This window comes from Sphingorhabdus sp., from assembly GCF_044357595.1.
Taxonomy (GTDB): Bacteria; Pseudomonadota; Alphaproteobacteria; order Sphingomonadales; family Sphingomonadaceae; genus Sphingorhabdus_B.
In genome coordinates, this window is record NZ_JBIKPH010000001.1 from 14,587 (window position 1) to 36,530 (window position 21,944).

General features: G+C 52.5%; 20 protein-coding genes. 10 read left to right on the forward strand and 10 right to left on the reverse strand.

Annotated elements, in window-relative coordinates; translation table 11 throughout:
- The first annotated feature begins 57 nt into the window (after positions 1–57).
- On the forward strand, positions 58–1,278 hold the full coding sequence (locus ACIQ2T_RS00065; protein WP_397589003.1) for an MFS transporter: 1,221 nt from the start codon (positions 58–60) through the stop codon (positions 1,276–1,278).
- Positions 1,279–1,562: 284 nt separating this feature from the next.
- Here ACIQ2T_RS00065 and ACIQ2T_RS00070 read toward each other — a convergent pair whose 3' ends face one another.
- Together ACIQ2T_RS00070 and ACIQ2T_RS00075 are read right to left on the reverse strand one after the other, a co-directional pair.
- On the reverse strand, positions 1,563–2,891 hold the full coding sequence (locus tag ACIQ2T_RS00070; RefSeq protein ID WP_397589004.1) for an MFS transporter: 1,329 nt from the start codon (positions 2,889–2,891) through the stop codon (positions 1,563–1,565).
- Positions 2,892–2,903: 12 nt separating this feature from the next.
- The gene (locus ACIQ2T_RS00075; protein ID WP_397589005.1) at positions 2,904–5,063 is read right to left on the reverse strand and encodes a TonB-dependent receptor; all 2,160 of its coding nucleotides are present in this window, start codon (positions 5,061–5,063) and stop codon (positions 2,904–2,906) included.
- A 258-nt stretch (positions 5,064–5,321) separates the two neighbouring features.
- Between ACIQ2T_RS00075 and ACIQ2T_RS00080 the strand changes: the two genes are divergently transcribed.
- From ACIQ2T_RS00080 to ACIQ2T_RS00115, 8 genes are all read left to right on the forward strand, one after another.
- Positions 5,322–7,064: an amidohydrolase family protein gene (locus ACIQ2T_RS00080; protein WP_397589006.1), complete on the forward strand. Its 1,743-nt coding sequence runs from the start codon at positions 5,322–5,324 to the stop codon at positions 7,062–7,064.
- Positions 7,064–8,098 carry a TauD/TfdA family dioxygenase gene (locus ACIQ2T_RS00085; RefSeq protein WP_397589007.1) on the forward strand — a complete coding sequence of 345 codons (1,035 nt, stop codon included), beginning with the start codon at positions 7,064–7,066 and terminating at the stop codon, positions 8,096–8,098. Before ACIQ2T_RS00080 ends, ACIQ2T_RS00085 begins: the two co-directional genes overlap by 1 nt.
- Before the next feature lies 1 nt (position 8,099).
- Positions 8,100–8,651, forward strand: a complete 552-nt coding sequence (locus ACIQ2T_RS00090) for a MarR family winged helix-turn-helix transcriptional regulator (RefSeq protein WP_397589008.1) — start codon at positions 8,100–8,102, stop codon at positions 8,649–8,651.
- Positions 8,648–10,078: a 3-isopropylmalate dehydratase large subunit gene (gene leuC, locus ACIQ2T_RS00095; protein WP_397589009.1), complete on the forward strand. Its 1,431-nt coding sequence runs from the start codon at positions 8,648–8,650 to the stop codon at positions 10,076–10,078. The genes ACIQ2T_RS00090 and leuC overlap by 4 nt, the downstream gene beginning before the upstream one ends.
- A complete protein-coding gene (gene leuD, locus ACIQ2T_RS00100; RefSeq protein ID WP_397589010.1) occupies positions 10,071–10,700 on the forward strand; it encodes a 3-isopropylmalate dehydratase small subunit in 630 nt (209 codons plus the stop codon). The genes leuC and leuD overlap by 8 nt, the downstream gene beginning before the upstream one ends.
- Positions 10,697–12,028, forward strand: coding sequence for an MmgE/PrpD family protein (locus ACIQ2T_RS00105; RefSeq protein ID WP_397589011.1), 1,332 nt, complete (start codon positions 10,697–10,699; stop codon positions 12,026–12,028). Before leuD ends, ACIQ2T_RS00105 begins: the two co-directional genes overlap by 4 nt.
- Positions 12,029–12,051: 23 nt before the next feature.
- A complete protein-coding gene (locus ACIQ2T_RS00110) occupies positions 12,052–12,513 on the forward strand; it encodes a lipocalin-like domain-containing protein (protein WP_397589012.1) in 462 nt (153 codons plus the stop codon).
- A 564-nt stretch (positions 12,514–13,077) separates the two neighbouring features.
- Positions 13,078–13,836 carry an N-acyl homoserine lactonase family protein gene (locus tag ACIQ2T_RS00115; protein ID WP_397589013.1) on the forward strand — a complete coding sequence of 253 codons (759 nt, stop codon included), beginning with the start codon at positions 13,078–13,080 and terminating at the stop codon, positions 13,834–13,836.
- A 19-nt stretch (positions 13,837–13,855) separates the two neighbouring features.
- Here the strand turns inward: ACIQ2T_RS00115 and ACIQ2T_RS00120 are convergent, their stop codons facing one another.
- From ACIQ2T_RS00120 to ACIQ2T_RS00155, 8 genes are read right to left on the reverse strand one after another with little or no spacing between them, the layout of a single operon-like run.
- Positions 13,856–14,593 carry an enoyl-CoA hydratase/isomerase family protein gene (locus ACIQ2T_RS00120; protein ID WP_397589014.1) on the reverse strand — a complete coding sequence of 246 codons (738 nt, stop codon included), beginning with the start codon at positions 14,591–14,593 and terminating at the stop codon, positions 13,856–13,858.
- Positions 14,594–14,619: 26 nt separating this feature from the next.
- On the reverse strand, positions 14,620–15,783 hold the full coding sequence (locus ACIQ2T_RS00125; protein ID WP_397589015.1) for an NADH:flavin oxidoreductase/NADH oxidase: 1,164 nt from the start codon (positions 15,781–15,783) through the stop codon (positions 14,620–14,622).
- Positions 15,783–16,808, reverse strand: coding sequence for an aldo/keto reductase (locus ACIQ2T_RS00130; protein ID WP_397589016.1), 1,026 nt, complete (start codon positions 16,806–16,808; stop codon positions 15,783–15,785). The genes ACIQ2T_RS00125 and ACIQ2T_RS00130 overlap by 1 nt, the downstream gene beginning before the upstream one ends.
- Before the next feature lie 9 nt (positions 16,809–16,817).
- A complete protein-coding gene (locus ACIQ2T_RS00135; protein ID WP_397589017.1) occupies positions 16,818–17,291 on the reverse strand; it encodes a hotdog fold thioesterase in 474 nt (157 codons plus the stop codon).
- Positions 17,288–18,160: an SDR family NAD(P)-dependent oxidoreductase gene (locus tag ACIQ2T_RS00140; protein WP_397589018.1), complete on the reverse strand. Its 873-nt coding sequence runs from the start codon at positions 18,158–18,160 to the stop codon at positions 17,288–17,290. The genes ACIQ2T_RS00135 and ACIQ2T_RS00140 overlap by 4 nt, the downstream gene beginning before the upstream one ends.
- A gap of 24 nt (positions 18,161–18,184) precedes the next feature.
- Positions 18,185–19,072 (reverse strand): molybdopterin-binding protein, encoded by an 888-nt coding sequence (locus ACIQ2T_RS00145; RefSeq protein WP_397589019.1) that lies wholly within the window; start codon positions 19,070–19,072, stop codon positions 18,185–18,187.
- The gene (locus ACIQ2T_RS00150; RefSeq protein WP_397589020.1) at positions 19,072–20,499 is read right to left on the reverse strand and encodes a hypothetical protein; all 1,428 of its coding nucleotides are present in this window, start codon (positions 20,497–20,499) and stop codon (positions 19,072–19,074) included. Before ACIQ2T_RS00150 ends, ACIQ2T_RS00145 begins: the two co-directional genes overlap by 1 nt.
- Before the next feature lie 2 nt (positions 20,500–20,501).
- Positions 20,502–21,152: a 4Fe-4S dicluster domain-containing protein gene (locus tag ACIQ2T_RS00155; RefSeq protein WP_397589021.1), complete on the reverse strand. Its 651-nt coding sequence runs from the start codon at positions 21,150–21,152 to the stop codon at positions 20,502–20,504.
- 125 nt (positions 21,153–21,277) lie between these two features.
- Here ACIQ2T_RS00155 and ACIQ2T_RS00160 point away from each other — a divergent pair, with 125 nt between their 5' ends.
- Positions 21,278–21,943 carry a TetR/AcrR family transcriptional regulator gene (locus ACIQ2T_RS00160; RefSeq protein ID WP_397589084.1) on the forward strand — a complete coding sequence of 222 codons (666 nt, stop codon included), beginning with the start codon at positions 21,278–21,280 and terminating at the stop codon, positions 21,941–21,943.
- Position 21,944 lies beyond the last annotated feature (1 nt).

The window sequence follows — 21,944 nt, forward strand, 5'->3', positions numbered from 1 at the left end:
AAGGCAATATTGTGGTTGAAAAGCTGCACTGAGATACCTGAATGGAGCGAGCATTTAATGGAAAAAGAACAGGATGTCAGCACCTCCTATAAATTAGCGATCCTCCTTACGGCATCCATCTGCATTGCTATAGGCGGTATTCATTATCATGTCGTTGGAGCCATGGTGAAGCCATTGGGCGATGCATATGGTTGGAGCAGGGGCGATATCGCATTTGCTCTGACCATTTCCAGCGCAATACACCCCTTTACCAATCTCGTCATTGGCATGCTTGTCGACCGATATCCTGCTAGAAAAGTTGCCCTCCCAGGAATACTCGGCTTTTCGGTGGGAACAGCACTTCTGGGATTTGCAGGTGGACAAATTTGGACATGGTATGCCTTATACGCCGTGTTTGCAGTGATAGGGGCCGGTGTTAGTAGCATCATTTATACCAAACTGGTCGTACAGCATTTTACCAAACGCCGCGGGCTTGCTCTTGCGATATCCCTGGCCGGTACAGGCATCTTGGTCAGTACGATGCCGTCAATCGTTCTGGCATTTGAACATTTGGCTGGATTACACGGCGTTTTTCCAATGTTGGCTTTATCTGCATTTATTCTGATGTTCATCCCCGCATGGTTTGTGCTTCCGCGTTCAGCAACGAGAGCTAATCCGCCGGCCGCTGCCTTGAAATATGGGGGGCCAGGATGGCGGGACATTGTTGGTTCGACCTTGCTCTGGCGCATTGCAATTGCGTTTCTTTTCGTAGCCTCCTGCGTCGGTACATTTATCGTGCATTTTCAACCTATGCTCGCAGATGCAGGGCTAACGCGCGAGCAGGCTGCCACGGTGGCACTCTTTATTGGCCCGGCTATGATTGTCGGGCGGCTCGGCACGGGTTTTCTGTTCGATATATTGCCGACCCGACTTGTCGCGACGGTTGCATTCCTTCTACCCGCGCTTGCATGTTCTTGGCTTTACGCCCTCCCGCTCGACTATGGCAGCGCGAAAGCACTCGCGATATTGATTGGCATCGGCATGGGTAGCGAGGTCGACGTGGTGGCCTATCTCAGCAGCCGCTATTTCGGCACGCGCCATTACGGACTTGTTTTTGGCGTTCTCATCAGCATATATGGCTTTGCTGTCGGAACATCCTCCTGGATTGTCGGCAAGGCTTATGATGCAAGCGGCCACTATGACAGTGTGCTGGTTACCCTCTTAATCGGGGTTGGTTTGGCAGTTGTGCTAATATTGTCATTAGGCCGTCCGCCCGAAGAATATCGTATCTCGCAATGATCGAGATCCGCCAAGCCTGAGTGTGGCGCAGGCGTGTTGGAAAAGCTGGCGACGTCAAGCCCTATTGATTTGATATCATTCATAACGATTAAAGAGAGCAGTATGCCCGAGGAGAGAATTCGGCCCGGTCGCGGTCTAGTATCAGAATGCTTGATGTTTTGGAGAAGCACGAATGGCTGCAACTCGATATGTTGTTAAAAAGGATGGCCGATGCTCACGCCAGCGGCACACGCTTTGTTGCATCAGAGACTTTACCAAAAAGCGTTTGAAGCGGTAATCTAAACCTATCGCATTTCGCTTTCGCTGACATCAGCTACCGCCTCTCGCATCGGGCGCAGACCTAGCGCCATAAGCAACATGATCAATGGAGGAATGACCATAAAGGCAAGTGCAAGTGCGGGGCCAAGATTGCCATCCTCACCAAATATCATGGTTGATGCCAGTGCGACCAGTGCAGGACCAAGACCAAAACCAACAAGATTATAGACGAGCAAAAAGCTTGCAGACGCGATACCCCGGCGTTCTGGAACTGTTGCCAACTGCAAGGCTGCTGCCGCCACCGCGATAAACGGAGCGATAACGCCCAGGAAAGCCAGGCCACCAAATGCAACCCACATATTTCCTGCCGTAAATGCTGTTATGCCCGCCACCGCGAAAATCGGCATGATGAAAATGTACATGCGCAAATGCGCGTCCTGAATGCCACGCTTCGTTAGCCAATCTGCCAGCATTCCGCCGCCCACCATGCCCAACGCACCAGCCACCATAGATTTTATACCAAGCAATGTGCTTACCATTGCGACAGTCCAGTCGAATTCCCGCATCATGTACGTCGCCGACCAAGCCGTTGTAGCCGCGCCTAAGAAACAAAAGAGTGAGAATGCGGAGAAGTGGCAAGCGTAAAAACGCCAGTGCTTTTTGAAATGTCCCCGGACGGCGGCTGCCTTGCCTTCAGTCATCAGTTGCCGGCCGCGGCGGCCCGGATCCGGAAATGCAAAAACAAGAAAGGCCATGGGAATGCCAAGCGCGCCTATTGCAAGAAACACCAATTGCCAATCATGCATCATCCCAATCACGGGCAAGTCGATGTCGGCGTATCGTGCAACATAACTGATGAGCAAACCACCGACGACATAAGAGAGTGAACCACCCGCTATGCCGCCCAGTGAAAAAACACCCATGGCCCGTCCAAGGCGTGATTTTTCAACCATGTCGCTGATGATCGAGTAAGCGGCAGGTAGCAATGCTGCTTCCCCAGCACCCACGCCAAATCGCGCGAGAAGCAAATGGCTATAGCTATTCGCAAATCCGCTTGCTGCAGTGCCGATAGACCAAATGAGAATACCAATGAAAATGATTAATCGTCGGTTATGGCGGTCAACCATCCATCCGATAAATGGCCCGCAAAGCGCATAAAACAACGTAAAGCCTAAACCCTGAAGGAAACCCATTTGGACATCGCTGACGCCAAGATCGTTACGTATAGGATCAACCAGCAGTGTGAGTATCTGTCGGTCAAGATAGGCAAGCGTGTAGATGAGTAGAAGAATGATTATAGTCTGCCACTCGGCCGAGCGAAGACGGACGGAACCGTGCGGCAGACTAATTGTCATTTCTAATGTACCTTAAAAACGAAGTTCGGCCCTAATGCCATATGTTCGCGGTCGTGCATAGGCGACGGAGTCGCCGGCAGCAGCCTCGGTCAAATATATTGAGTAAAGTTTGTTTGTCAGGTTGCGACCCCAAAGCGCCAATTTGAGTCTATCCCCTGGAAACGTATATCCCACTTCTGAATTCAGTAAGATGTAATTGTCTTCCTTCAAACGGTTGCCCGGATCCCAGAAGAATTTGCCCGAATAGAAAAGATTTCCCGACATCTCCAAAGTGCCGCCATTGTTCAATCGTGTCCGATAGCTTGGACCAAGTGAAGCGGTGAATTCAGGTGTACGGATTAACTGATTGCCGGTCGCGCTATCGCTGTTAACTTTTCCAGTGCATGGGTTGAGCGCGCCAATCGCAATAGCAGCATTGCCATAGGAAGGCGCGCCGCGTGGACAGAAGATGGTTGCACCGGGAAAGTTGTCATACTGGCTATGCGTGTATGCCAACGACCCACGGAGAGTGAGGCCCTCGGATAGCTTGACTGAGCCTTCGATCTCGCCGCCATAGATTTCTGCTGCTGCGGCATTGAAGACTTGCGTCAGCCCACCAGCATTTGGGTTAAACGCTTGGAACTGGATATTTGAATAATCGTAATAGAAAGCCGATGCGGCGAAGCTTGTGCTGCCTTTGCCATATTTAAAACCAGCTTCGAAAGCATCCACCTTTTCCGGGAAGACCGGATTGACCGCTAGAGCGCCCGCTGCGAGAATTCCATCAAATCCCCCGCTTTTGAAGCCCTTGCTGAACGTACCATAAACGGTTGAGTTGGATGAAAGGCTATACCGAAGTCCTACTCGAGGGGTAAAAGTTTTGTAAGTTCGGTCCCTCAGAACCGACGCTGCCCCCCGAACTATGCTGTAATCTTTCTTTTCAATGTTATAACGGGCGCCTGCAATGAGGGTTAAATCACCCATATTTACATTGACTTCGCCAAATGGAGCAAAAGCTTCTGTCTTCAGGCGGATAAAGTTGAAGAGGGAACCGTTATTAATAATAGTGGCATTTGAAGAGTCGTCGTTATAATAAAATACACCCAGAAACCATTTTATGTTTCCATCACCTTGCGAAACTAGATTGAATTCCTGACTCCAAGTCTTTTCTTTTCCTGGAATTTCGGCACGAACCTGAGCCAAGTTTGTTCGGTCTACGTCTGTAGCCAAGTTTGTTTTGATTTTAGCGTAGCTCGTTATAGACGACAACTCTGCAAATCCCAAATCAGCTTTAGCAGACAAGCTTAGCTGATCGCTGTTGATTGAGATGAAAGGATCGAAAGTTAGCGACACTTCGCGCGGACCTGTTGGCTGGATCGATCCCGGTAACCGTAAAGCCGTACTGTTGCCATTCAGGACGCCCAACGTGAAAGCCGGATTGCTGCTGCGTTTAGAATGGCTTCCGCTGAAGAGAAGTTCGACAGCATCGCTTGGTTGAAAAAGGATTTTGCCACGCATTGATCGCGCGTTGGTATCTGCAACCTTGTTGCCGGTTCCACGGTTGCGAACATAGCCGTCATCATCGCCATAAAGAAGCGCAAAGCTTACCGCTACCTTATCAGACAGTGGCCCTGTGCTAAATGCTGTCAAGCGTATGTCATTGAACCTGCCATACGATGCTGTGGCTCTTGCTTCTGGACTGAACGACGGACGTTTTGTGGTTACGCGTATTGCACCACCTGTGGCGTTTCGTCCAAATAGCGTGCCTTGCGGGCCTTTCAAAACTTCAACCTGCTCAAGGTCGACAAGGTCGCTAAAGTTGCTGATCTGGTTTGGTTGATAAACGCCGTCGATGTAGATCGCGACATTGGCATCATTGCCTGCTGATGTCACCGTTGTACCAATGCCACGAACAGTGGGCTGTGCGAATGCGCCGTTTGTGGCAAAATTCAAACCCGGAACCGTTGCTGTCAGATCCTCGGTGCTGCGAACGCCAGCCTGTTCTAGCGCGTTACCAGTCAACACTGAGATGGAGATTGGAACATCAACCAGCCGCTCATTTCGGCGTTGCGCTGTTACGACAATCTCGCCGCTTTCGGCTTGGGGTACATCGGAATTGTTCTCTGATTGTGCGTGGGCGACTTGCGTAACTAAGCACGTCGTCGTGGCAAGCATCACCATGACTTTCTTCATCTTCTTTCTCCCTGATCACACGCGATGGTCTGCCGTGTTTTTTTAAACGTATATACAAGTTATACCTAATGCAAGCACCTTACGTTACGTTTACAATGCTTTCGCGGAGACGTGATTGTCATGAAAGCTGCAATAGCTTTTCGAATTTAGTTGACTCATCAACTAAATTGGGGAACTTTTCGATTTCTGAACTTTGCTGCGTTATGGCGGGAACGGAGCATTTGTGATTGAAATGATCATCAGCAGGATAAGCCATTCATGACAGAGCAATTTGACATCATCATTCGTAACGGCGCCATTTTTGATGGAACTGGGGCGGAGGCCTTTTACGGTGACATCGCCATCCGCGACGGCCTGATCGTTGCGATTGGCGCAGTTGAAGGCATTGGCGCAGAAGAAATCGATGCAGAAGGTAAGATTGTCACGCCAGGGTTTATCGATCTTCATACGCATCTTGATGGTCATATTACCTGGGAGTCCGTGCTTCACCCCGCCACCGGTCATGGCGTAACAACAGCCGTTACGGGCAATTGCGGAGTTGGTTTTGCACCGTGTCGGCCGGAAGACCGGGACACCTTGATAAAGCTGATGGAAACCGTCGAAGATATCAGCTTTGCAGACCTCTCGGCTGGCCTGCCTTGGAATTGGGAGAGTTTTCCAGACTATCTGGACGTTTTGTCAAAGCGCGCTTTCAATATGGATATTGCCACTCTGGTTCCCCACTCCACATTGCGCGCTTTTGTCATGGGGAAACGGTGCCTCACGGACTCAGCGTCTGCGGAAGAGTGCGAGCAGATGGCCTCAATAGTGTGCGATGCCATTCGGGCTGGCGCGATTGGTGTCGGGACGTCCACTTTGAGAGATCAAAAAACGAGTGACGGCTACCACATCCCAAGCGTACTGGCTGACGAGGCAGAGTTTCACGCTTTAGCCGAGGGAATGGCGCGTGCAGGCGCTGGCGTATTTCAGGTTGCAATTGAATTTAACCAGTTTCCGCTGGCCTGTGAAGAACTGGAGTTGTTCGCGCGGGTAGGCAAGGCGAGCGGACGTCCAATCATGTATTCACTAAAACAAACAAATCGTACGCCAGATGGTTGGCGCGCGCTCATGGCGATCAGCGATCGTGCAAATGCCGAGGGGACTGCGATGCATCCGCAGGTCCTTGGACGCCCAACGGGGGCGTTAATGGGGCTGCAGACAAGTCTTCATCCATTTTCGCGCTGCCCGAGCTTTAAGTCATATTTAGACCTGCCGATCGCGGATCAGGTCGCCGCAATGCGGACACCTGAACTTCGCGCTCAGCTCCTGTCGGAGGCAGAGCAGGCCCAGTTGCGTTTGCCCGAGCGCGTCCGCGGCTTCAGCCTTGTTTTTCCATTTTTTGACCCACCCAATTATGAGCCGTCGCAAGCCCAAAGCGTTGATGCCCTGGCGGCGGCAAAAGATATGCCTGCCATGGAATATGCCTATGACTTGCTTCTTGAGGAGGAGGGGCGTCGTATCCTTCTGTTAGCTGGCGGCAACTTTGCTGAATACAGTCTGGAACCTGCACTCGAAATGATGCGTAACCCACACAGTGTTCCTGGGCTCGGGGACGCGGGTGCGCATTCCGGAATTATCTGCGATGCCAGCATTTCGACATATATGCTGTCATATTGGACGCGCGACCGTACGCTTGGTGACAAATTGGCTTTGCCTTGGGTCATCAAGTGGATGACGCAAGATTGCGCAAATGTCTTGGGACTCGCTGACCGTGGACAAATTTCGGTTGGCAAGCGCGCGGACATTAACGTGATTGATTATGATCGTATCAATCTTCGTATACCCCATGCGACGCATGATTTGCCCGCAGGCGGACTTCGCTTGGTTCAAAACGCGGTTGGGTTTGTGGCCACCATGGTCAATGGGCAAATCGTCCATCGCGATGATGAAGTAACCAATGTCTTATCTGGCAGAATTATTCGTCCAGCGACCAAACAACCCGCCATGTCCGGAGCTGCATAATGGAAAGTAATTTCGAACGCGAAGATGGTTGGCCAACATTTACCAAGAAGGGATGGTCTGCCGCCGAATATGACGCAGATGCAGGGTCTGCTGACATAACAGCAGAGCAGCTTGGTCGTTTGCTCGCACTCGTCGATGCTACAAAAGCAAAAGGGCTTCATGTCACCGAGATTACGCGTGATGAATTTTACGACCCCGAGCTTTCGGAAGTATTTGTAAAATGGGTGCGCGCCTTCAAGGATGGCCCTGGGTTGCTGGTGCTACGTGGCTTTCCTGTGCGCGACCGGCCTTTAGAAGACATCTGGAGAATGTATTGGGGTATCGGCGCCCATTTTGGCATTGGCGTTTCCCAAGACACGCACGGCAAATTAATGGGTACAGTGGCCGTTCAGCCTGGGATGGTTGGTGCGCGTGTTTATGGCACTTCAGACATGGCGCCTTTGCATGCTGACCGGATCGACATATTAGCATTATTATGCATCAATAAAGCGAAGGCGGGTGGAGAGAATGTTTTCGTTAACGCCCTGAAGGTATGGGAAATCATTGAAGCAGAACGTCCGGATGTATTGGCTCTGCTAAAGCGTGGTTATCCGGCGCACCGCAATTTTGAAGAGCCCGAAGGGTGCAGCCCTGTGACGCCGTATCGCGTGCCTGTGTTTGGCGAAGTCGGCAATTTGCGGAGCTGTTACTTCGGCGGAAATGCGATGCTTGTGCATCAGGAAAGTCGTTTTGCCGAGATACTTAAGGATGCTGATCGCGAGGCGTTGAACTTTCTGGACTCGGTGGTCAATCGACCCGAATTACAATTACACCAAATGCTCCAGCCGGGCGAAGCGGTTTTCATAAACAATATGGAAATGATGCACAGCAGAACTGCGTTTGAAGATGGTGAAGGGCCTTTCGACAAGAGGCTGCTACTTCGTCTCTGGCTGCAGGGTAGACCTTGTCGACCAATTCCACAGGATATGCGCGTGATACATAATCCAGATGGAAATTTAGGTATCTGGCCCAAGGCGGCAGTGCAGGCAGCTTGACGTGAGCAATGCGCCGGTTGGCCCTAAAAAATCTGGTGCGGTTAAGCTGAGGGCAGCGGTATCTGTCCCCGGGCGGTTCTACACGCTGCTTGCCGGGGCAGAGGTGCAGACTGGTGACGCGAGACAGCAATATCGCCGCCAGACAATGGCTCTGCTTCAGGCTATTTCATCAAGGCTGCAAAAGATCGCTGCGGCGCATGCCGCCCAGACAGGTCTTCATGTGACTGATCTATTTGTCATGGGGCTGATCTATAGAACAACGGACGATCATATAGCGCATGTGGCCGACGTTCAGCATGGGTTGGGAATTACCGCCGGAGGAATGACCCGACGTCTCGACAGTATGGTGTCGAGCGGACTGGTGGAACGAATACCAGATCCTAAAGACGGGCGCGCGTGGCGGGTCCAGCTGACCAACGCCGGCACAGCTCTGGCGGAGAAGCTTTATGCTAGCGCGGAGGAGAGGAACAACAGGCTTCATGCCGAATTCAATCAAAAGGAATGGTCAACATTGATTAGACTTTTGAAGCGCCTCGATGGCACAATGGCATGACTATGTTGACCTCGACCGACCTTCCTCGCACGCTTTTTGAGAAAATCTGGCTGGCACATGAAATTGAAGATCATGGCGATGGAACCAGCCTGCTATGGGTTGACCGCCACTTGGTCAATGAAGGCACAAGCATACAGGCATTTGATGAACTGCGTAAACGCGGTCTCCCGCTTGCACGTCCGCCCATGCATGTTGCGGTCGCTGACCACGTCGTTCCGACGATCAACAGAGAGCAACCCGTCGCCCCTGGCAGGGCAAAGGAGATGATCGATGGATTGGAACGCAATTGTGCAGATTTCGGGATGCCTTACATCCCGTTTCGAAGCGTGGATCAAGGAATCTGCCATGTGATAGCGCCCCAACTTGGTTTGGTTTTGCCTGGAATGATTGCAGTATGTGGTGACAGCCATACCTCCACACTGGGTGCGCTGGGTGCCATCGCATTTGGCATCGGTACTACGGAAATGGCGCATGTTATGGCGACTGGGACACTGGTCGTAGCCAAGCCCAAGATGATGGTGATTGAAATTAGCGGTCTGCTTTCACCAGAAGTGACCGCCAAGGATTTGATCCTCGCAATAATTGGACAGATTGGAACGGCGGGCGCAACGGGCCATGCGATAGAATTTCGCGGCCCTGCTGTTACTGCACTTGACATCGATGCTCGGCTGACATTGTGCAACATGGCGATTGAGGCTGGCGCGCGGAGCGGCATCATTGCGCCTGATGATCGGTGTCTGACATATTTGAAAGGACGGCGTTTTGCACCCATTGGTATGGAGTGGGATCAGGCGCAGCAAGATTGGTATGCATTGAATTCCGACACATACGCGTCGTTCGATACTACAATCCACATGGATGCCACCGCCGTCGCGCCGCATGTCAGTTGGGGAACCAGCCCTCAGCATGTTTTACCGATTACTGGCGTCGTTCCGTCTCCATCGGACGCAGCATCCGCAAAAGAGGCCGCCGAGATTGAACGGGCCCTTGATTATCAAGGGTTGCAGCCGGGTACGCCGCTGCGTGAAATCAAAGTGGATCAGATATTCATTGGCAGTTGTACCAACAGCCGTCTCTCCGATTTGCGTCACGCGGCCAGCATGATTGGTGGGCAGCGTCTGGCTAAAGGCGTGGAAGGATTCATCTCTCCAGGTTCGACGCTAGTCAAGCAGCAGGCAGAAGCGGAAGGGCTCGATAAACTCTTCATCGAAGCAGGGTTTGAATGGCGCAGTTCGGCTTGTTCCATGTGTTGCGGAGGGGATGCACCCAAAGCCGGCACGCGCGTCGCTGCAACATCAAACCGTAACTTCGAACATCGACAGGGACGGAACGTCCGAACACATTTGGTTAGTCCGGCGATGGCGGTCGCTTGCGGTATAGCAGGCCATTTTGTTGACATTCGAGAATGGAGGAAAGCACTTGGTTGAGCCATTCATTTCACTGACTGCAACTGCGGCACCACTACCGATCGATAACGTTGATACAGACATGATCTGGCCTGCGACGTCGGGAGCGACCATGGTGCGCGGTGAACAGGCTAGGCAGGCATTCCGTCGGCTTCGCTTCGCACCAGAGGGTGACGAGAGACCTGAGTTTATTCTGAACCGTGAGCCTTGGCGCAACGCGCGTATTTTAATTGGCGGCGACAATTTTGGCTGTGGATCTTCACGTGAACTCGCGGTCTGGGCGTTGCAGGAATGGGGCATAAGATGCGTTATTGCGCCTCGATTCGGCGACATATTCTATGGAAACTGCTTTATCAATGGTATCCTTCCGGTCCGTTTGGCCCCAAAGGAAGTGGACTGCCTTATGGATATGGCAGGAACGCCAGACACCGCAGTCATGACGATAGATTTAATGAATTGCTCCGTGACTGCGGGCTCTGAGCGGTTTTGGTTTTTGGCGGAACCGCGTGCTCGGCACGGGCTGCTTCACGGTCTGGACTCAATCGGCATAACTTTAGCGGCCACAGACAGGATCGATGCATTCTCGCAACATTATCTGGCAACCCATCCTTGGCTCAGGCCACAAGTGAAGGATTTCGCATGACGGCGACCGTTACCTTGTCTGAACTGTGTTTCCTGCGAGGCGACACCGCCGGAGCGCATGAAATCGGTCGTGCGCGATTGTGCCTGCTCGACTGGTTGGGAGTGACTATCGCTGGAGCGCAAGAACCGGTCGTTGCAATTCTCGCAGCTGATGCCGCTCCCGACCCCTCGATCCGCGGGCAACGATTGATTGGCAGGCATGAAGTCACAGGTCTGCGCGATGCTGCATTGGTGAACGGTGCCGCAGGGCATGCGCTGGATTATGATGATGGCATGCCGGTGATGATGGGGCATCCCTCTGTTGCCATTCTGCCAGCGCTTCTGGCATTGGCCGTTGACCTGCACGCGGACGGAGATCGGCTGCTTCGAGCAATCGTCGCCGGGAATGAGGCGGCGGGACGGATTGGTCATATGATGGGCGCTGATCATTATGCGCGTGGGTTTCACTGCACGGGAACCATTGGCGCGCTGGCCGGAACATTGGCGGCTGCGTATCTACTCGATCTACCTTCAGCCCAAACGGCACACGCACTCGGATTGGCCGGGACCCGCGCCGCAGGACTAAGGGCTTCATTTGGCAGCGATGCAAAGCCGCTTCATGCCGGATGGGCGGCGCAGATTGCGCTGACATCCGCGCAATGGGCAGCAAACGGAATGACAGGCGCGGTTGATATCTTGGGTAGTCCACAAGGTTTTTCAGGGCCATTTAGTATTGACGCGGATGCTGGTCGCGGTCTTGGCGAAATCGAGACCGCTTTTGTAAACATTGTAACGTTCAAGGCGCACGCAGCCTGTGCGGTTACCCATCCAGCGATTGATGCAACGGCGGCTTTGCTGCGTGAAGGCCATTTGGCAGATGGAGCTGTAGAAAAAATATCCATTGTTATTGCCCCGGGCGCAGACAGCATCTGCAACATTGCCTTGCCTCGATCTGGCCTAGAACTGAAATTCAGTATCCGTGCTGTCGTCGCAATGACTTTGCTGGGCATCGATACTGCAAACCCATTGAGCTACACCGATGCAGTGGTGGAAAATCCCGCACTGAAAGCCTTGATTGCGAGGACTGAGGTGAAACTGGCGCCCGAATTCGAACTGGGAATGACGGCTTTGAAGTTCGAAATGGCTGATGGACAAGAGTTTGAAAGAAGGGGCGGCTTTGATTTCGTCAGCGATAGCGAAGAACTTACGACCATGCTTTCAAGCAAGTTTATCAGCCTGGCCGCACCGGTAATCGGAGACCGCGCAGCACAAGAATGTCTTACCCAAATTATGGGCGATAGCGCCGAATTGTCGGCACGCGCATTGCTCGCGATGGTCGGCCCCATATAAGCCTCCCAAAAAGGATAAAGATCATGAACGAAGTCCCCGTGACCCGCGATGCCATTCTTGGGAGCTGGCGCCTTATCCGTACGTATGAAACTATCGATGGTGTCGAAAGCAGCCGGATTCCATTAGGGTCGGGGGCTTATGGCATAATCCATTACCTACCCGATAACCGCATGTATGTGATGATGGCCAACGGCGGGCGGACACCAATGTCGAGTGGGCGATATAACTCAGGGATTGAAGAAACAGCTGATTCAGCCAAATCATTTACAGCTTACGGTGGGCTTTACACCGTCAAAGAGGATGTCATCGTGCATCAACTCGACATTTGCCTTTATGAAAATGACACAGGCTCAGACTATATCCGCATTCCCGTTTTAAAGGGCAATCGGCTTACACTGAAAATACCGGCATATTCGACTGACAATGGGTTCGTGCAATGGTGTCTGGAATGGGAACGCATGGCCCCGGGCGAACGTCTGCCTTGAATCTGAAGTGCGGCTGCGCAGGGGAGCCAACCCATTTTTCGGTTCAGTTCCCTGATGCTCGCCGCAACGTTTCGGCATGATCGCCGTCGAACACGACAATGATCTTCCTGCCTACTATCGGCGCTTGGCATAATCCGCTCGGCTTTCGCGAATGCTGGGGCTCTGGATCCGAGTGAAGCTGACGTCGTCCACGGTAAAACTGCGCTCGGTGCCATTGGCATCCCGGACGCGGGTGCTATCTTAATTAGCTTCCAGAGTTTCGGCAGGTAACCCATGCGGATCCGCCGCTGATTGCATTCTTGTATCGTTGGTAACATGGCAACGGTTGGACGGGTTGACCATACTGGCATGTTGCGCATGGGGGTATCACCCGGAAAAGTCGCCTAGCTATTGTCGGGGATGATCCCTGCCGGAATATGTGGTGGCGGTTTTCCTGTATTGTGAAAATAGCCTTTGATGCATCATCGGACATCCACCATAAATCGCGCCAACTCCTTGCCTAAATCAATCGAAAAGTATAGATTATATACATAATGGATGCATTGATGCACCGAGGGGGAATTGATGACTAATCAGGTAACACTCTATGCCTTCAACACAGGCTGGTTCCAATGTAAGCCGGGCTATTATGTTGAAGGCGACGAAGGCCCTCATATGAGGGCACCTGTGCCATCATATCTTATCGAGCATCCCAAAGGCCGGGCCCTATTTGATACAGGCATGGGAGTTCGATTTAGGCGGGAAAAAGCCGACGCACTGCCCGACAACAAAATGGGTCTGGAGTGGTTCGAGGGCATGGATATTGCCACGCGGTTAAAGGCAATTGATGTCGATCCTGGCAGTATTAACTGGGTCATCAATTCACATCTGCATATCGATCATTGCGGAGGCAATGCGCACCTTCCCAATGCTACGATTATCGTGCAGGCTATCGAGTTTGAAACAGCACGCAATAGCAATCAACCGATGCTCTATTCCACCGATGATTATGATACAGGCCAACCGGTTAAGACCGTTTCAGGCGAACATGATCTGTTCGGCGATGGCACGGTGCGTATCGTCCCTACATTTGGCCATACGCCAGGGCATCAGAGTCTGATCGTTAGACTGGCAGGCGGCGAAGTGCTGCTAGCAGGCGACTGTTGTTATACCGAGCGCAACCTAGATGTGATGGTGCTACCCAATGCGACTGCAAATATGGAACAGGGCATGGAAACCTATCGGCGCCTCGATTCACTCAGGAAAAATGGCACGCACATCTTGTTTGGTCATGACGGCCTGCAATGGAAAAGCGTGATCGAAGGTGTGCCATTCACGCTCTGACGGGGATTTAAGGGTAGGGTTACCTTTTGCCAAAACCTTGCGCCACGCGCTCTTCCAGATCGGTGCCACGCCCTTTGGTGTTGAAAACCTCATGAGCCAGACCCGCATCAAGCGGCAGATCGGCTTGCGCTATGTAGAGTTCCTTATAGGCAAACACACTGTGGCGACTTTGTCCGCTAATGGCTTGCGCCATTTCCATCGTCACTGTTTCAAGCTGATCGTCTGGCACGCATTTGTTAGCAAGGCCGATCCTTTCTGCTTCATGCCCTGAAACCGGAAGGCCAGTAAAGCTGATCTCTCTGGCCTTGAAACTACCGACACGGCGCGGAAGGCGCTGGCTCATACCCCACATTGGCACCATGGAAAACTTGCCATGTGTGTCGGCGAAGCTTGCACTTTCGGATGCGAGAATAATGTCGCCTGTCAGCGCAAGTTCGAGCCCGCCCGTATAACATCCGCCCTGCACGGCAACGATAATAGGCTGAGGCAGATTGGCGAGCCTGGTTACGATGTGGGGTTGATAGAAGGGACGGGGAAATTTGGCCCCGCGTTCTTTTAGATCATTGCCCGCGCAGAACACTGGACCCGTTGACCGCAGAACGACGACGGCAATATCACGACCTGCCGCTTCGATCTTATCCAGATGGCCCTCAAGCTCCTGCCAGAGCGCAAGGCTGAGGGCATTGCGCTGGGCAGGGCGATTTAGTGTCAGAACGGCAATTTCATCTGCGCATTCAAAGTTTATAAGCGAAGTCATATTGGTCTCTCCGGTCTAGCAGTTGGTCACTTGCCCTGCTGTGCTTTTCGTCGGCGCAGCCACCAACCATATTGCGGGGGCATGAGCTTCCATCCATTTGCTTCGTCATATTCGGTCGCAATCTGCATCGGCCAGTTGGGATTCCAAAGCAGTTCACGGCCTAAGGCAACAAGGTCAGCGCGGCCGTCCTGCAAAGCAATGGCCGCCTGTTCGCCCGTCCGGATCAACCCTACACCCATCGTAGGCAACCCGGATTCCTGTCGGATTTTCTCCGAGAAAGGCAATTGAAATCCGGTTGTCCTTGCAACCAGGCTGTTTTCAGCGGGCAGTTTGAAACCGCCGGATGAGCAATCTATCATGTCGATACCGAGCTTTTTCAATTCGATTGCATAGGCGACGGAATCTTCAACCTGCCAACCAATACCAACCCCATCGATTGAGGATACACGAACCATACAGGGCAAATGATCAGGCCATTCCTCACGCATTACGGCCGCTATGCGCAAGGGCAGATTCATGCGTCCGGCGCGGTCGCCGCCATATTCATCCGTGCGTTCATTACCCAATGGCGAGAGAAAGCTGTGCATCAGATACCCATGGGCACAATGCAATTCGCATATGTCAAATCCTGCATCGCGGGCTCGGATGAAGGCGGCCCGATAATCTTCGACAACCCGTTCGATGGCATCAATGCTCATTTCGGTCGGAGCCGGCCAGTTGTCATCGAAGGCTGTAGGACTTGGCGCGCATGCGTCCCAAGGTCCTTCGCCGCGTGCAGCAAAATCGTCATCCCCTAAAGGACCACCACCCTCCCAAGGTCGCTGCGAAGATCCCTTGCGCCCTGAATGGGCTATCTGGATTGCCGACGCTGCACCTAAATCACGGATAAGAGTGGTCAGCTTTTTTAGGCCGGCGACATGTTCGTCTTTCCAAATGCCAAGGCAGCCATAAGTAATGCGTCCCTGCATGTTGACGGAGCTTTGTTCGACAAAAACAAGCCCAGCGCCGCCCGCTGCTAATTTACCGACATGCTGCACGTGCCAGTCAGTAACAAAACCATCGACTGCTGAATATGTCGCCATTGGAGAGACTACAATCCGGTTCCGTAACACTAAATCGCGCAGCGTATATGGCTGGAACAATATGTCCAGATTGACAGATGTCGCCGCTTCAGTTGAATCACCGAACATTAAGTCGCATCCTTCAACGTCAACTTGCCACCCAGCGGCATTGGGCCTGCAAGTCCGACGACCTGATGCGGCGCATAGGGACTTTCCAGACGGGCAATTTCTTCCGCTGATAGAGTGACCTCTAAGGCTGCAATTGCGTCTTGCAAATGTGAAGGCTTGGTTGCCCCAATGATAGGGGCCGTGATGCCCGGCTTACCGAGCAGCCATGCCATTGCAATCTGCGCGCGTGGCAGGCCTCGTTCATTTGCTACCGCGGCAACTGCCTCTACAATCTGGCGATCATTCTCTACAGTTGCCCGATATAGATAAGTGCTAAACATATCGGTTTCCGAACGAGCCGTTTTTTCATTCCAGTCACGCGTTAACATGCCGCGCGCCAATGGGCTCCACGGCAGGACGCCGACTCCCTGATCAATGCAAAGCGGGATCATTTCACGCTCCTCTTCACGATAGACGAGATTCACCTGCGGTTGCATAGAGATGAACTGCGTCCAGCCATTGCGTTCTGCGGCATATTGCGCTTTGGCAAACTGCCATGCGTACATGGATGAGGCGCCGATATATCGTGCCTTTCCAGCCCTAACAATGTCGTTGAGTGCCTCCATCGTCTCTTCAATAGGTACATTAAAATCCCAGCGATGAATCTGGAACAGGTCTACATAATCGGTCCCAAGTCGCTTCAGGCTATCATTAACTGCCTGAAACAATGCCTTGCGCGAAAGGCCGCCAGTGTTGGGGGCACTGCGCCATGGCGCAAAAGCCTTTGTGGCGAGAACTATTTCGTCACGATACGCAAAATCGGCAATGGCGCGGCCAACGATGCTCTCAGAATCGCCAGCAGAATATTCGTTGGCAGTGTCCAGGAAATTGATCCCCGACTCAAGACCCTGCCGGATGATGACCCGGCTGGCGTCTTCATCGACGGTCCATTCATGACGGCCTGCGTCGGGCCGACCAAAGCTCATGCAGCCTAGCGAAAGCCTGGATACAACAAGGCCTGACTTGCCTAAATTACTATATTGCATAAATTTTCCTTATTTCCGTTCGAGCGGGATCACGGCGACCGTAAATCGCGAAATGCAAACCAGTTTACCATTTTGGTTGTTGATACGTATTGACCAGATCTGGGTTGTTCTGCCGATTGACTCTGGGCGTGCGGTACCGGTCACCCAGCCAGTGTGGGCGGGGCGGATGTGATTTGCGTTTATTTCCATCCCGACGGCTATAAAACGTTCAAGGTCAATCGTATGCGCTGCGCCGAGCGAACCGAGCGTTTCGGCAAGTGTAAGCGATGCGCCACCATGCAGGCGGCCCCAGGGTTGATGCGTGCGGTTATCCACAGGCATGCGCCCCGCCAGCCAGTCGTCCCCAACATCCGTTACTTCGATTCCCAGAATGGATTGCATCGAACTGGCACCCAGCAGATTGAGCGCTTCAGGCCGAGGCCGAATGGCCTGCCACCAGATAGGATTGATTGGCGTGCGGCTTTCCAATTCTGACAGACTCACTTTGCCTCGCTGCTTATTTCTGCGACCACCGCGGCAATCACGCTGTTAACCTCATAACGGTCCTCGTTCCGTTCCCAAGGTGCCTGCTTTGCAAAAGCCGCTTTCATTTCTTCCAGTCGCTTTTCGGCGGCCTTAATGGTGTGAGAATGGGTCACGATATAGAAATCGCGGCGCAATGCGCCATCAACAGCGTCGCGTGCGGCCTCTTCGACCGACATGCCGCGTGCTTGAATGCGAGCACTCATATCAAGATTGCGTTCCTGCACTGGGAGCCCATCAGGCCGCGGACCGCCGCCCAGCGCCGTTCCCACCAGGCCAGGACAGAAAATGCTGACGGAGATTTTCTCAGGCGCTTCGGCGCGCAATACTTCAGCTAAACCCAACACGGCGTGCTTTGATGCCGTATACACGGCGGCATTGGCATGTTGGAAACCCAGCGAGTGCTCTGATCCAGTGAAGCAGATGCGTCCACCTTCTGTTTGCTGCTCCATCATTCGTGCAAAAGTTGCGGTGGTATCCCAAACGCCGCGCACATTGACCCCCAATATCCAGTCAGCTTCAGCGACTGTCATTTTGGTGAAGCGACCGGCGGCAATGACACCCGCGTTCGCAAATAGCATGTCGCATCCGCCGAGCGTTTCTGAAGTATACGCCGCTAAAGCTTCAACCTGTTCATGCTTGGAAACGTCGCAGACGAAGCTGCTGCAGCCGGAGTTCAAACTGGCGAGCGTTTCTGTAAGCCCGGCTTCATTTACGTCTGCCACGATAACTCTTGCACCGCATGCTGAAAGTTCCTGCGCAATAGCCCGGCCAATACCGGACGCTCCGCCAGTAACGACGGCTCGGGTGTTCTCTAGCTTTAATGACATATGCGCCTCCTGTGTCTGTCGGAATCAATGGTGTTGATGATGGGGAAGGGTTGATCTTAGCGGAGAAGCAATAGCCTCCACCAGATCTGCCTGATCGGTCTTTGCAGCCAGACCCTCGATGATAATTGGAAGAGCTAGTTTTACCTCATGCGTGGGACCTGGAAGTGCAAAAACGGTTGACCAACCAAGCCTTGCGATAGCGATGCGAACCGAGTCCTTAACGTGCCGGCCATGGCCTCGTTTGTAATGGGCCAGAACTGCAGTTGAAAGTTTAGGGTCAAGGCGCTCTAATGCCTCGACTGTGTGGTCCTTATCTTCTGCTCCGACACCGCCGGTCGTGATAATGATGCCGAAACCTTCACCCGAAAGCCGCGCAACGATGCCCGCGATTTCCGCTTCACTGTCGCCCGCAATGCCGCCGAACTCAACTTCGAAATCAGCTGCTTCCATGGCGTTACGGATAGCTTGATAATTTGTATCTTCGATCTCGCCTGCCAGAAGTTCGCTGCCGGTGCTCACAACTGCGACGCGGCCCGATGCGTAGTTTGCGATCTGGGTTTCCAGCTTGCGGGCATCGGCGAGATAGCGTTCGATTTGCGCGCGCGGTGTCCCGATAACGCCCAAAATTCCCTCGGAATGAATTGTCGCATCCTTAGCCACGGTGACGCCTATTAAATCGCCGATTGCGCCAAGAATTTCATCCTGTTTGCCTGTCACATTCTCAAGCTCAACTCGTGGTACCAAAATATCGAGCACCACAAGATTTTCGCGAACATCGGTAACAAAGACTTTCTCGCGAGGTAGCATCAGTACATCGGCCACCACGTTGGCCAGATTGGGGAGATTGGCGCTATCCAAGCTAATGCCGTGTAGCCAGATTTCGGTCTTCTCAAGCAGTTGAACTGATGTCATCAGGTCAGTCCGCGTTGCCGCAACCATTTAGGCAGAAATTCATTTTCGACCTTGTCGCGAACCTGGGGCGCACGTGACATTAGATGCTCACCTAATTTTCGGCTGACACGGAATGCCCCGGGAGTACGGTCAAACACAATGATGTTTTCTGTGCCGCCATCGCGGCAAGCTGCTGCTACCGCTTCGTTTAAAGTCGACCAGACGGGCGCTTTGGCACGATCGAAATGATAGTTCGACGGATCATTCAGCATCCAACGATTGACTGTGTCACCGACGACATGGATCGGATAGTTATCCCACAGCCATGGCTGAGGTACACCGCCTGCCATATAGTTGATAACAATAGCTTTTATTGCGTTATTCTTACCCATTGTTAGCCCCGGCTCCGAACTTTCGTGCCGATCTGCTGCCAACAGAGAAAGATTATCTAGATCCATGAAATCGATGTCGGCGCATAACATGTTGTCAAACGCTATGCCGCCGGCGTAGCAATAAACGCCGCAGCCATGGTCGTCGAAAACCACTACGCAATCTTCAATTTCGCCCAGTATTTTCATCGCCATTGCATAATTGCGCATGATTCCGGCGGCGAGACGACGATCAAGCGCTTTTAGATCATTATCGGCCTCAACACTGACGACCCCTTCTGATGTGGTGTCTAGTACCATCGTGCCGACATATCGTTGCTGGATAAAGTCGCTTTCAAAAATGCAGCGCGACACAATCTGGCCGGTCCGTGGACCAAATCCGAAATGATAGGCCGAGCGAGATTCCAAACGGGCATATGCCATGCCGAAAGGCTTCATTAGTCTGTCCATCATGCGATGTAGATAACCTTCGCGCATTTCGGTCACATGGGTGTGTATAAAATATGGGGCGTCAAAAAGCTTTTTGGTAACATACATATCGCCAAGCTTGGTGCCTACCTTGGTCCCAGCACCAATTTGCGGGCACTCCTCTACGTCGCCGAAGCGTTCTTCTAACCGATAGATTTTAACCCAGTCGGGATTTTCGATGTGGCCCATGGATTCCGCGATCCTTAGCCTGACTTTGGCGCCACAAGTTTTTTTAACATGTTCGGCAATTACTTCGAGCATAGTTACATATGCTTCGCCGCAAAGTTGTAATCCATGCGGATTCGCGAGAAGATTGACCATGCGGCCAGGCTCAATTTTTGACCAATCCATGGTGTCCGCCTTTGCCTGTGCTTGGCGGCGCACTTCATCAAGGTTAGTCGGACCAAGTAATGCATCTTCGGACCAGATTGTTTGGGGCAGGTCCGGCATCAGGGCGCGGATGGGAAGTGCGGTCATACCTGGAAGATCGGCAGCGCGCATCGCGACTACCTTTGCAGGTTCACGCTTATTCCATGTGCGGTGAAAAGCGGGCGGACGCAGAGCATCCATGAAGGGAGAGAGCATCGCCATGATTATCGCCTTTTCAACTTAGCCATATCACCAAATTCCTTATCAAGCGGATATTCTGGGAAGGCATTGCGGATTGCGTCAGGCAGCGTTCCATCGGGCTGCACATGCTGCCATAACGTTGCGGATTCACCGTACCATTGGAACCCGTTTTTGGGATTGCGCGGGGCATCCCCATGTCCCGCGCAAGCCAATAGATGCAGTATCGGCTGCAAACACATCTCAACACATCCCGTGCGGGCCCCAGTGGCCAAAGACACGGCTTCCGGCGAATGCGCCCCCGCAATGATGGCGGTCGCTATTTCTCCCGCCTTGGTGTCGGTGCAAACACACAACTGCATGTTACGACCAAATCCTGCCTTGCGGCAAAGCGCCTTTACTGCCTCAGTATCGACTGAGGGCAAGTCAAAGCCAACTTCAAACGGTTCTGGCAGTTCTATCATTTCAATGGCGTCATCTGGGCAGATTTCAACACAAGCCTGTGCGTTGTAGCAGGCTTCTGGTTCCAAAATAGCAATGTTGCGGCTTGTTCCGGGTTCGTCTTCTCGACGGGGCCGCATACCAATCGCTACCGTTGGACACACCTGTTCACACAGTCGGCAGCCTGTGCATTTATCGACAATGATTTGTGCTACCATGCGAACGCGTTTGGGCAAGCGCTACTCCTGTCAAAGTCCTAAATTTGGCTGATGCAGCCAAAAAAGGAATCAATCAATTTTATTTACTGTCTGACAGTAAGTTTGTAGGTTGATGAGAGCAAGAGGATTCGGGTCAGGTGAATATGGTTAGTGTTGCCGTTATCTCTCGTACGCAAGAAGAGCGCACAGAAGCTGCAAAGGAGCGGATTCGCGACACTGCATTGTTGTTATTTGGTGAAAACGGATATGATGCGACAACATTAGCGGCCATCAGTCTAAAAGCAGGATTTAGCCGGACGCTTGCACAATATCATTATCCTGAGAAATCCGACCTAGCTCTAGAACTTCTCGATGAACGCATTCGGCGTGACAATCATTTGGAGCTCTTGAATTGCGCCGATGGTTTAAGCGCGCAAGGAGCTTGGGATTGCCTCATACGCCATCTGGATTCTGTCAGTGAATATTATGGCAAGCTCCATGGGGCATGCGATCACAGTATTGTTGTACGCGGCGAAATGGCCTTGCATGCAGCGGCGCTTATGCATGCTGATGCCGTTTTGTCTGCCCGCGTGCATAATCTGACCGTTGATTTAATCGCGCGGATAGAACGCTTGTTTGAAATTTGCCGCAAAGCAAATTTTATTCCGGTTAACTCCGATCCTCATGCGTTGGCAATCCTGCATGTTCACTCCATATGGGGACTGGCACAGGCTTTGTTTGCAAATCCGAAAGGTAGCAAGCCTATAGCTGCCGCCTTCGAACAAATTCATGTTTTGCTAGAGGCGCTTCGAACGCCCGAGAAATTGTAAG

What these genes read in the sequence shown, in the direction of transcription:
- ACIQ2T_RS00065 (WP_397589003.1), top strand. Translation starts at nt 58, where the DNA reads ATGGAAAAAGAACAGGATGTCAGCACCTCCTATAAATTAGCGATCCTC.
- ACIQ2T_RS00070 (WP_397589004.1), bottom strand. Translation starts at nt 2,891, where the DNA reads ATGACAATTAGTCTGCCGCACGGTTCCGTCCGTCTTCGCTCGGCCGAG.
- ACIQ2T_RS00075 (WP_397589005.1), bottom strand. Translation starts at nt 5,063, where the DNA reads ATGAAGAAAGTCATGGTGATGCTTGCCACGACGACGTGCTTAGTTACG.
- ACIQ2T_RS00080 (WP_397589006.1), top strand. Translation starts at nt 5,322, where the DNA reads ATGACAGAGCAATTTGACATCATCATTCGTAACGGCGCCATTTTTGAT.
- ACIQ2T_RS00085 (WP_397589007.1), top strand. Translation starts at nt 7,064, where the DNA reads ATGGAAAGTAATTTCGAACGCGAAGATGGTTGGCCAACATTTACCAAG.
- leuC (WP_397589009.1), top strand. Translation starts at nt 8,648, where the DNA reads ATGACTATGTTGACCTCGACCGACCTTCCTCGCACGCTTTTTGAGAAA.
- ACIQ2T_RS00105 (WP_397589011.1), top strand. Translation starts at nt 10,697, where the DNA reads ATGACGGCGACCGTTACCTTGTCTGAACTGTGTTTCCTGCGAGGCGAC.
- ACIQ2T_RS00110 (WP_397589012.1), top strand. Translation starts at nt 12,052, where the DNA reads ATGAACGAAGTCCCCGTGACCCGCGATGCCATTCTTGGGAGCTGGCGC.
- ACIQ2T_RS00115 (WP_397589013.1), top strand. Translation starts at nt 13,078, where the DNA reads ATGACTAATCAGGTAACACTCTATGCCTTCAACACAGGCTGGTTCCAA.
- ACIQ2T_RS00120 (WP_397589014.1), bottom strand. Translation starts at nt 14,593, where the DNA reads ATGACTTCGCTTATAAACTTTGAATGCGCAGATGAAATTGCCGTTCTG.
- ACIQ2T_RS00125 (WP_397589015.1), bottom strand. Translation starts at nt 15,783, where the DNA reads ATGTTCGGTGATTCAACTGAAGCGGCGACATCTGTCAATCTGGACATA.
- ACIQ2T_RS00130 (WP_397589016.1), bottom strand. Translation starts at nt 16,808, where the DNA reads ATGCAATATAGTAATTTAGGCAAGTCAGGCCTTGTTGTATCCAGGCTT.
- ACIQ2T_RS00140 (WP_397589018.1), bottom strand. Translation starts at nt 18,160, where the DNA reads ATGTCATTAAAGCTAGAGAACACCCGAGCCGTCGTTACTGGCGGAGCG.
- ACIQ2T_RS00145 (WP_397589019.1), bottom strand. Translation starts at nt 19,072, where the DNA reads ATGACATCAGTTCAACTGCTTGAGAAGACCGAAATCTGGCTACACGGC.
- ACIQ2T_RS00150 (WP_397589020.1), bottom strand. Translation starts at nt 20,499, where the DNA reads ATGGCGATGCTCTCTCCCTTCATGGATGCTCTGCGTCCGCCCGCTTTT.
- ACIQ2T_RS00160 (WP_397589084.1), top strand. Translation starts at nt 21,278, where the DNA reads ATGGTTAGTGTTGCCGTTATCTCTCGTACGCAAGAAGAGCGCACAGAA.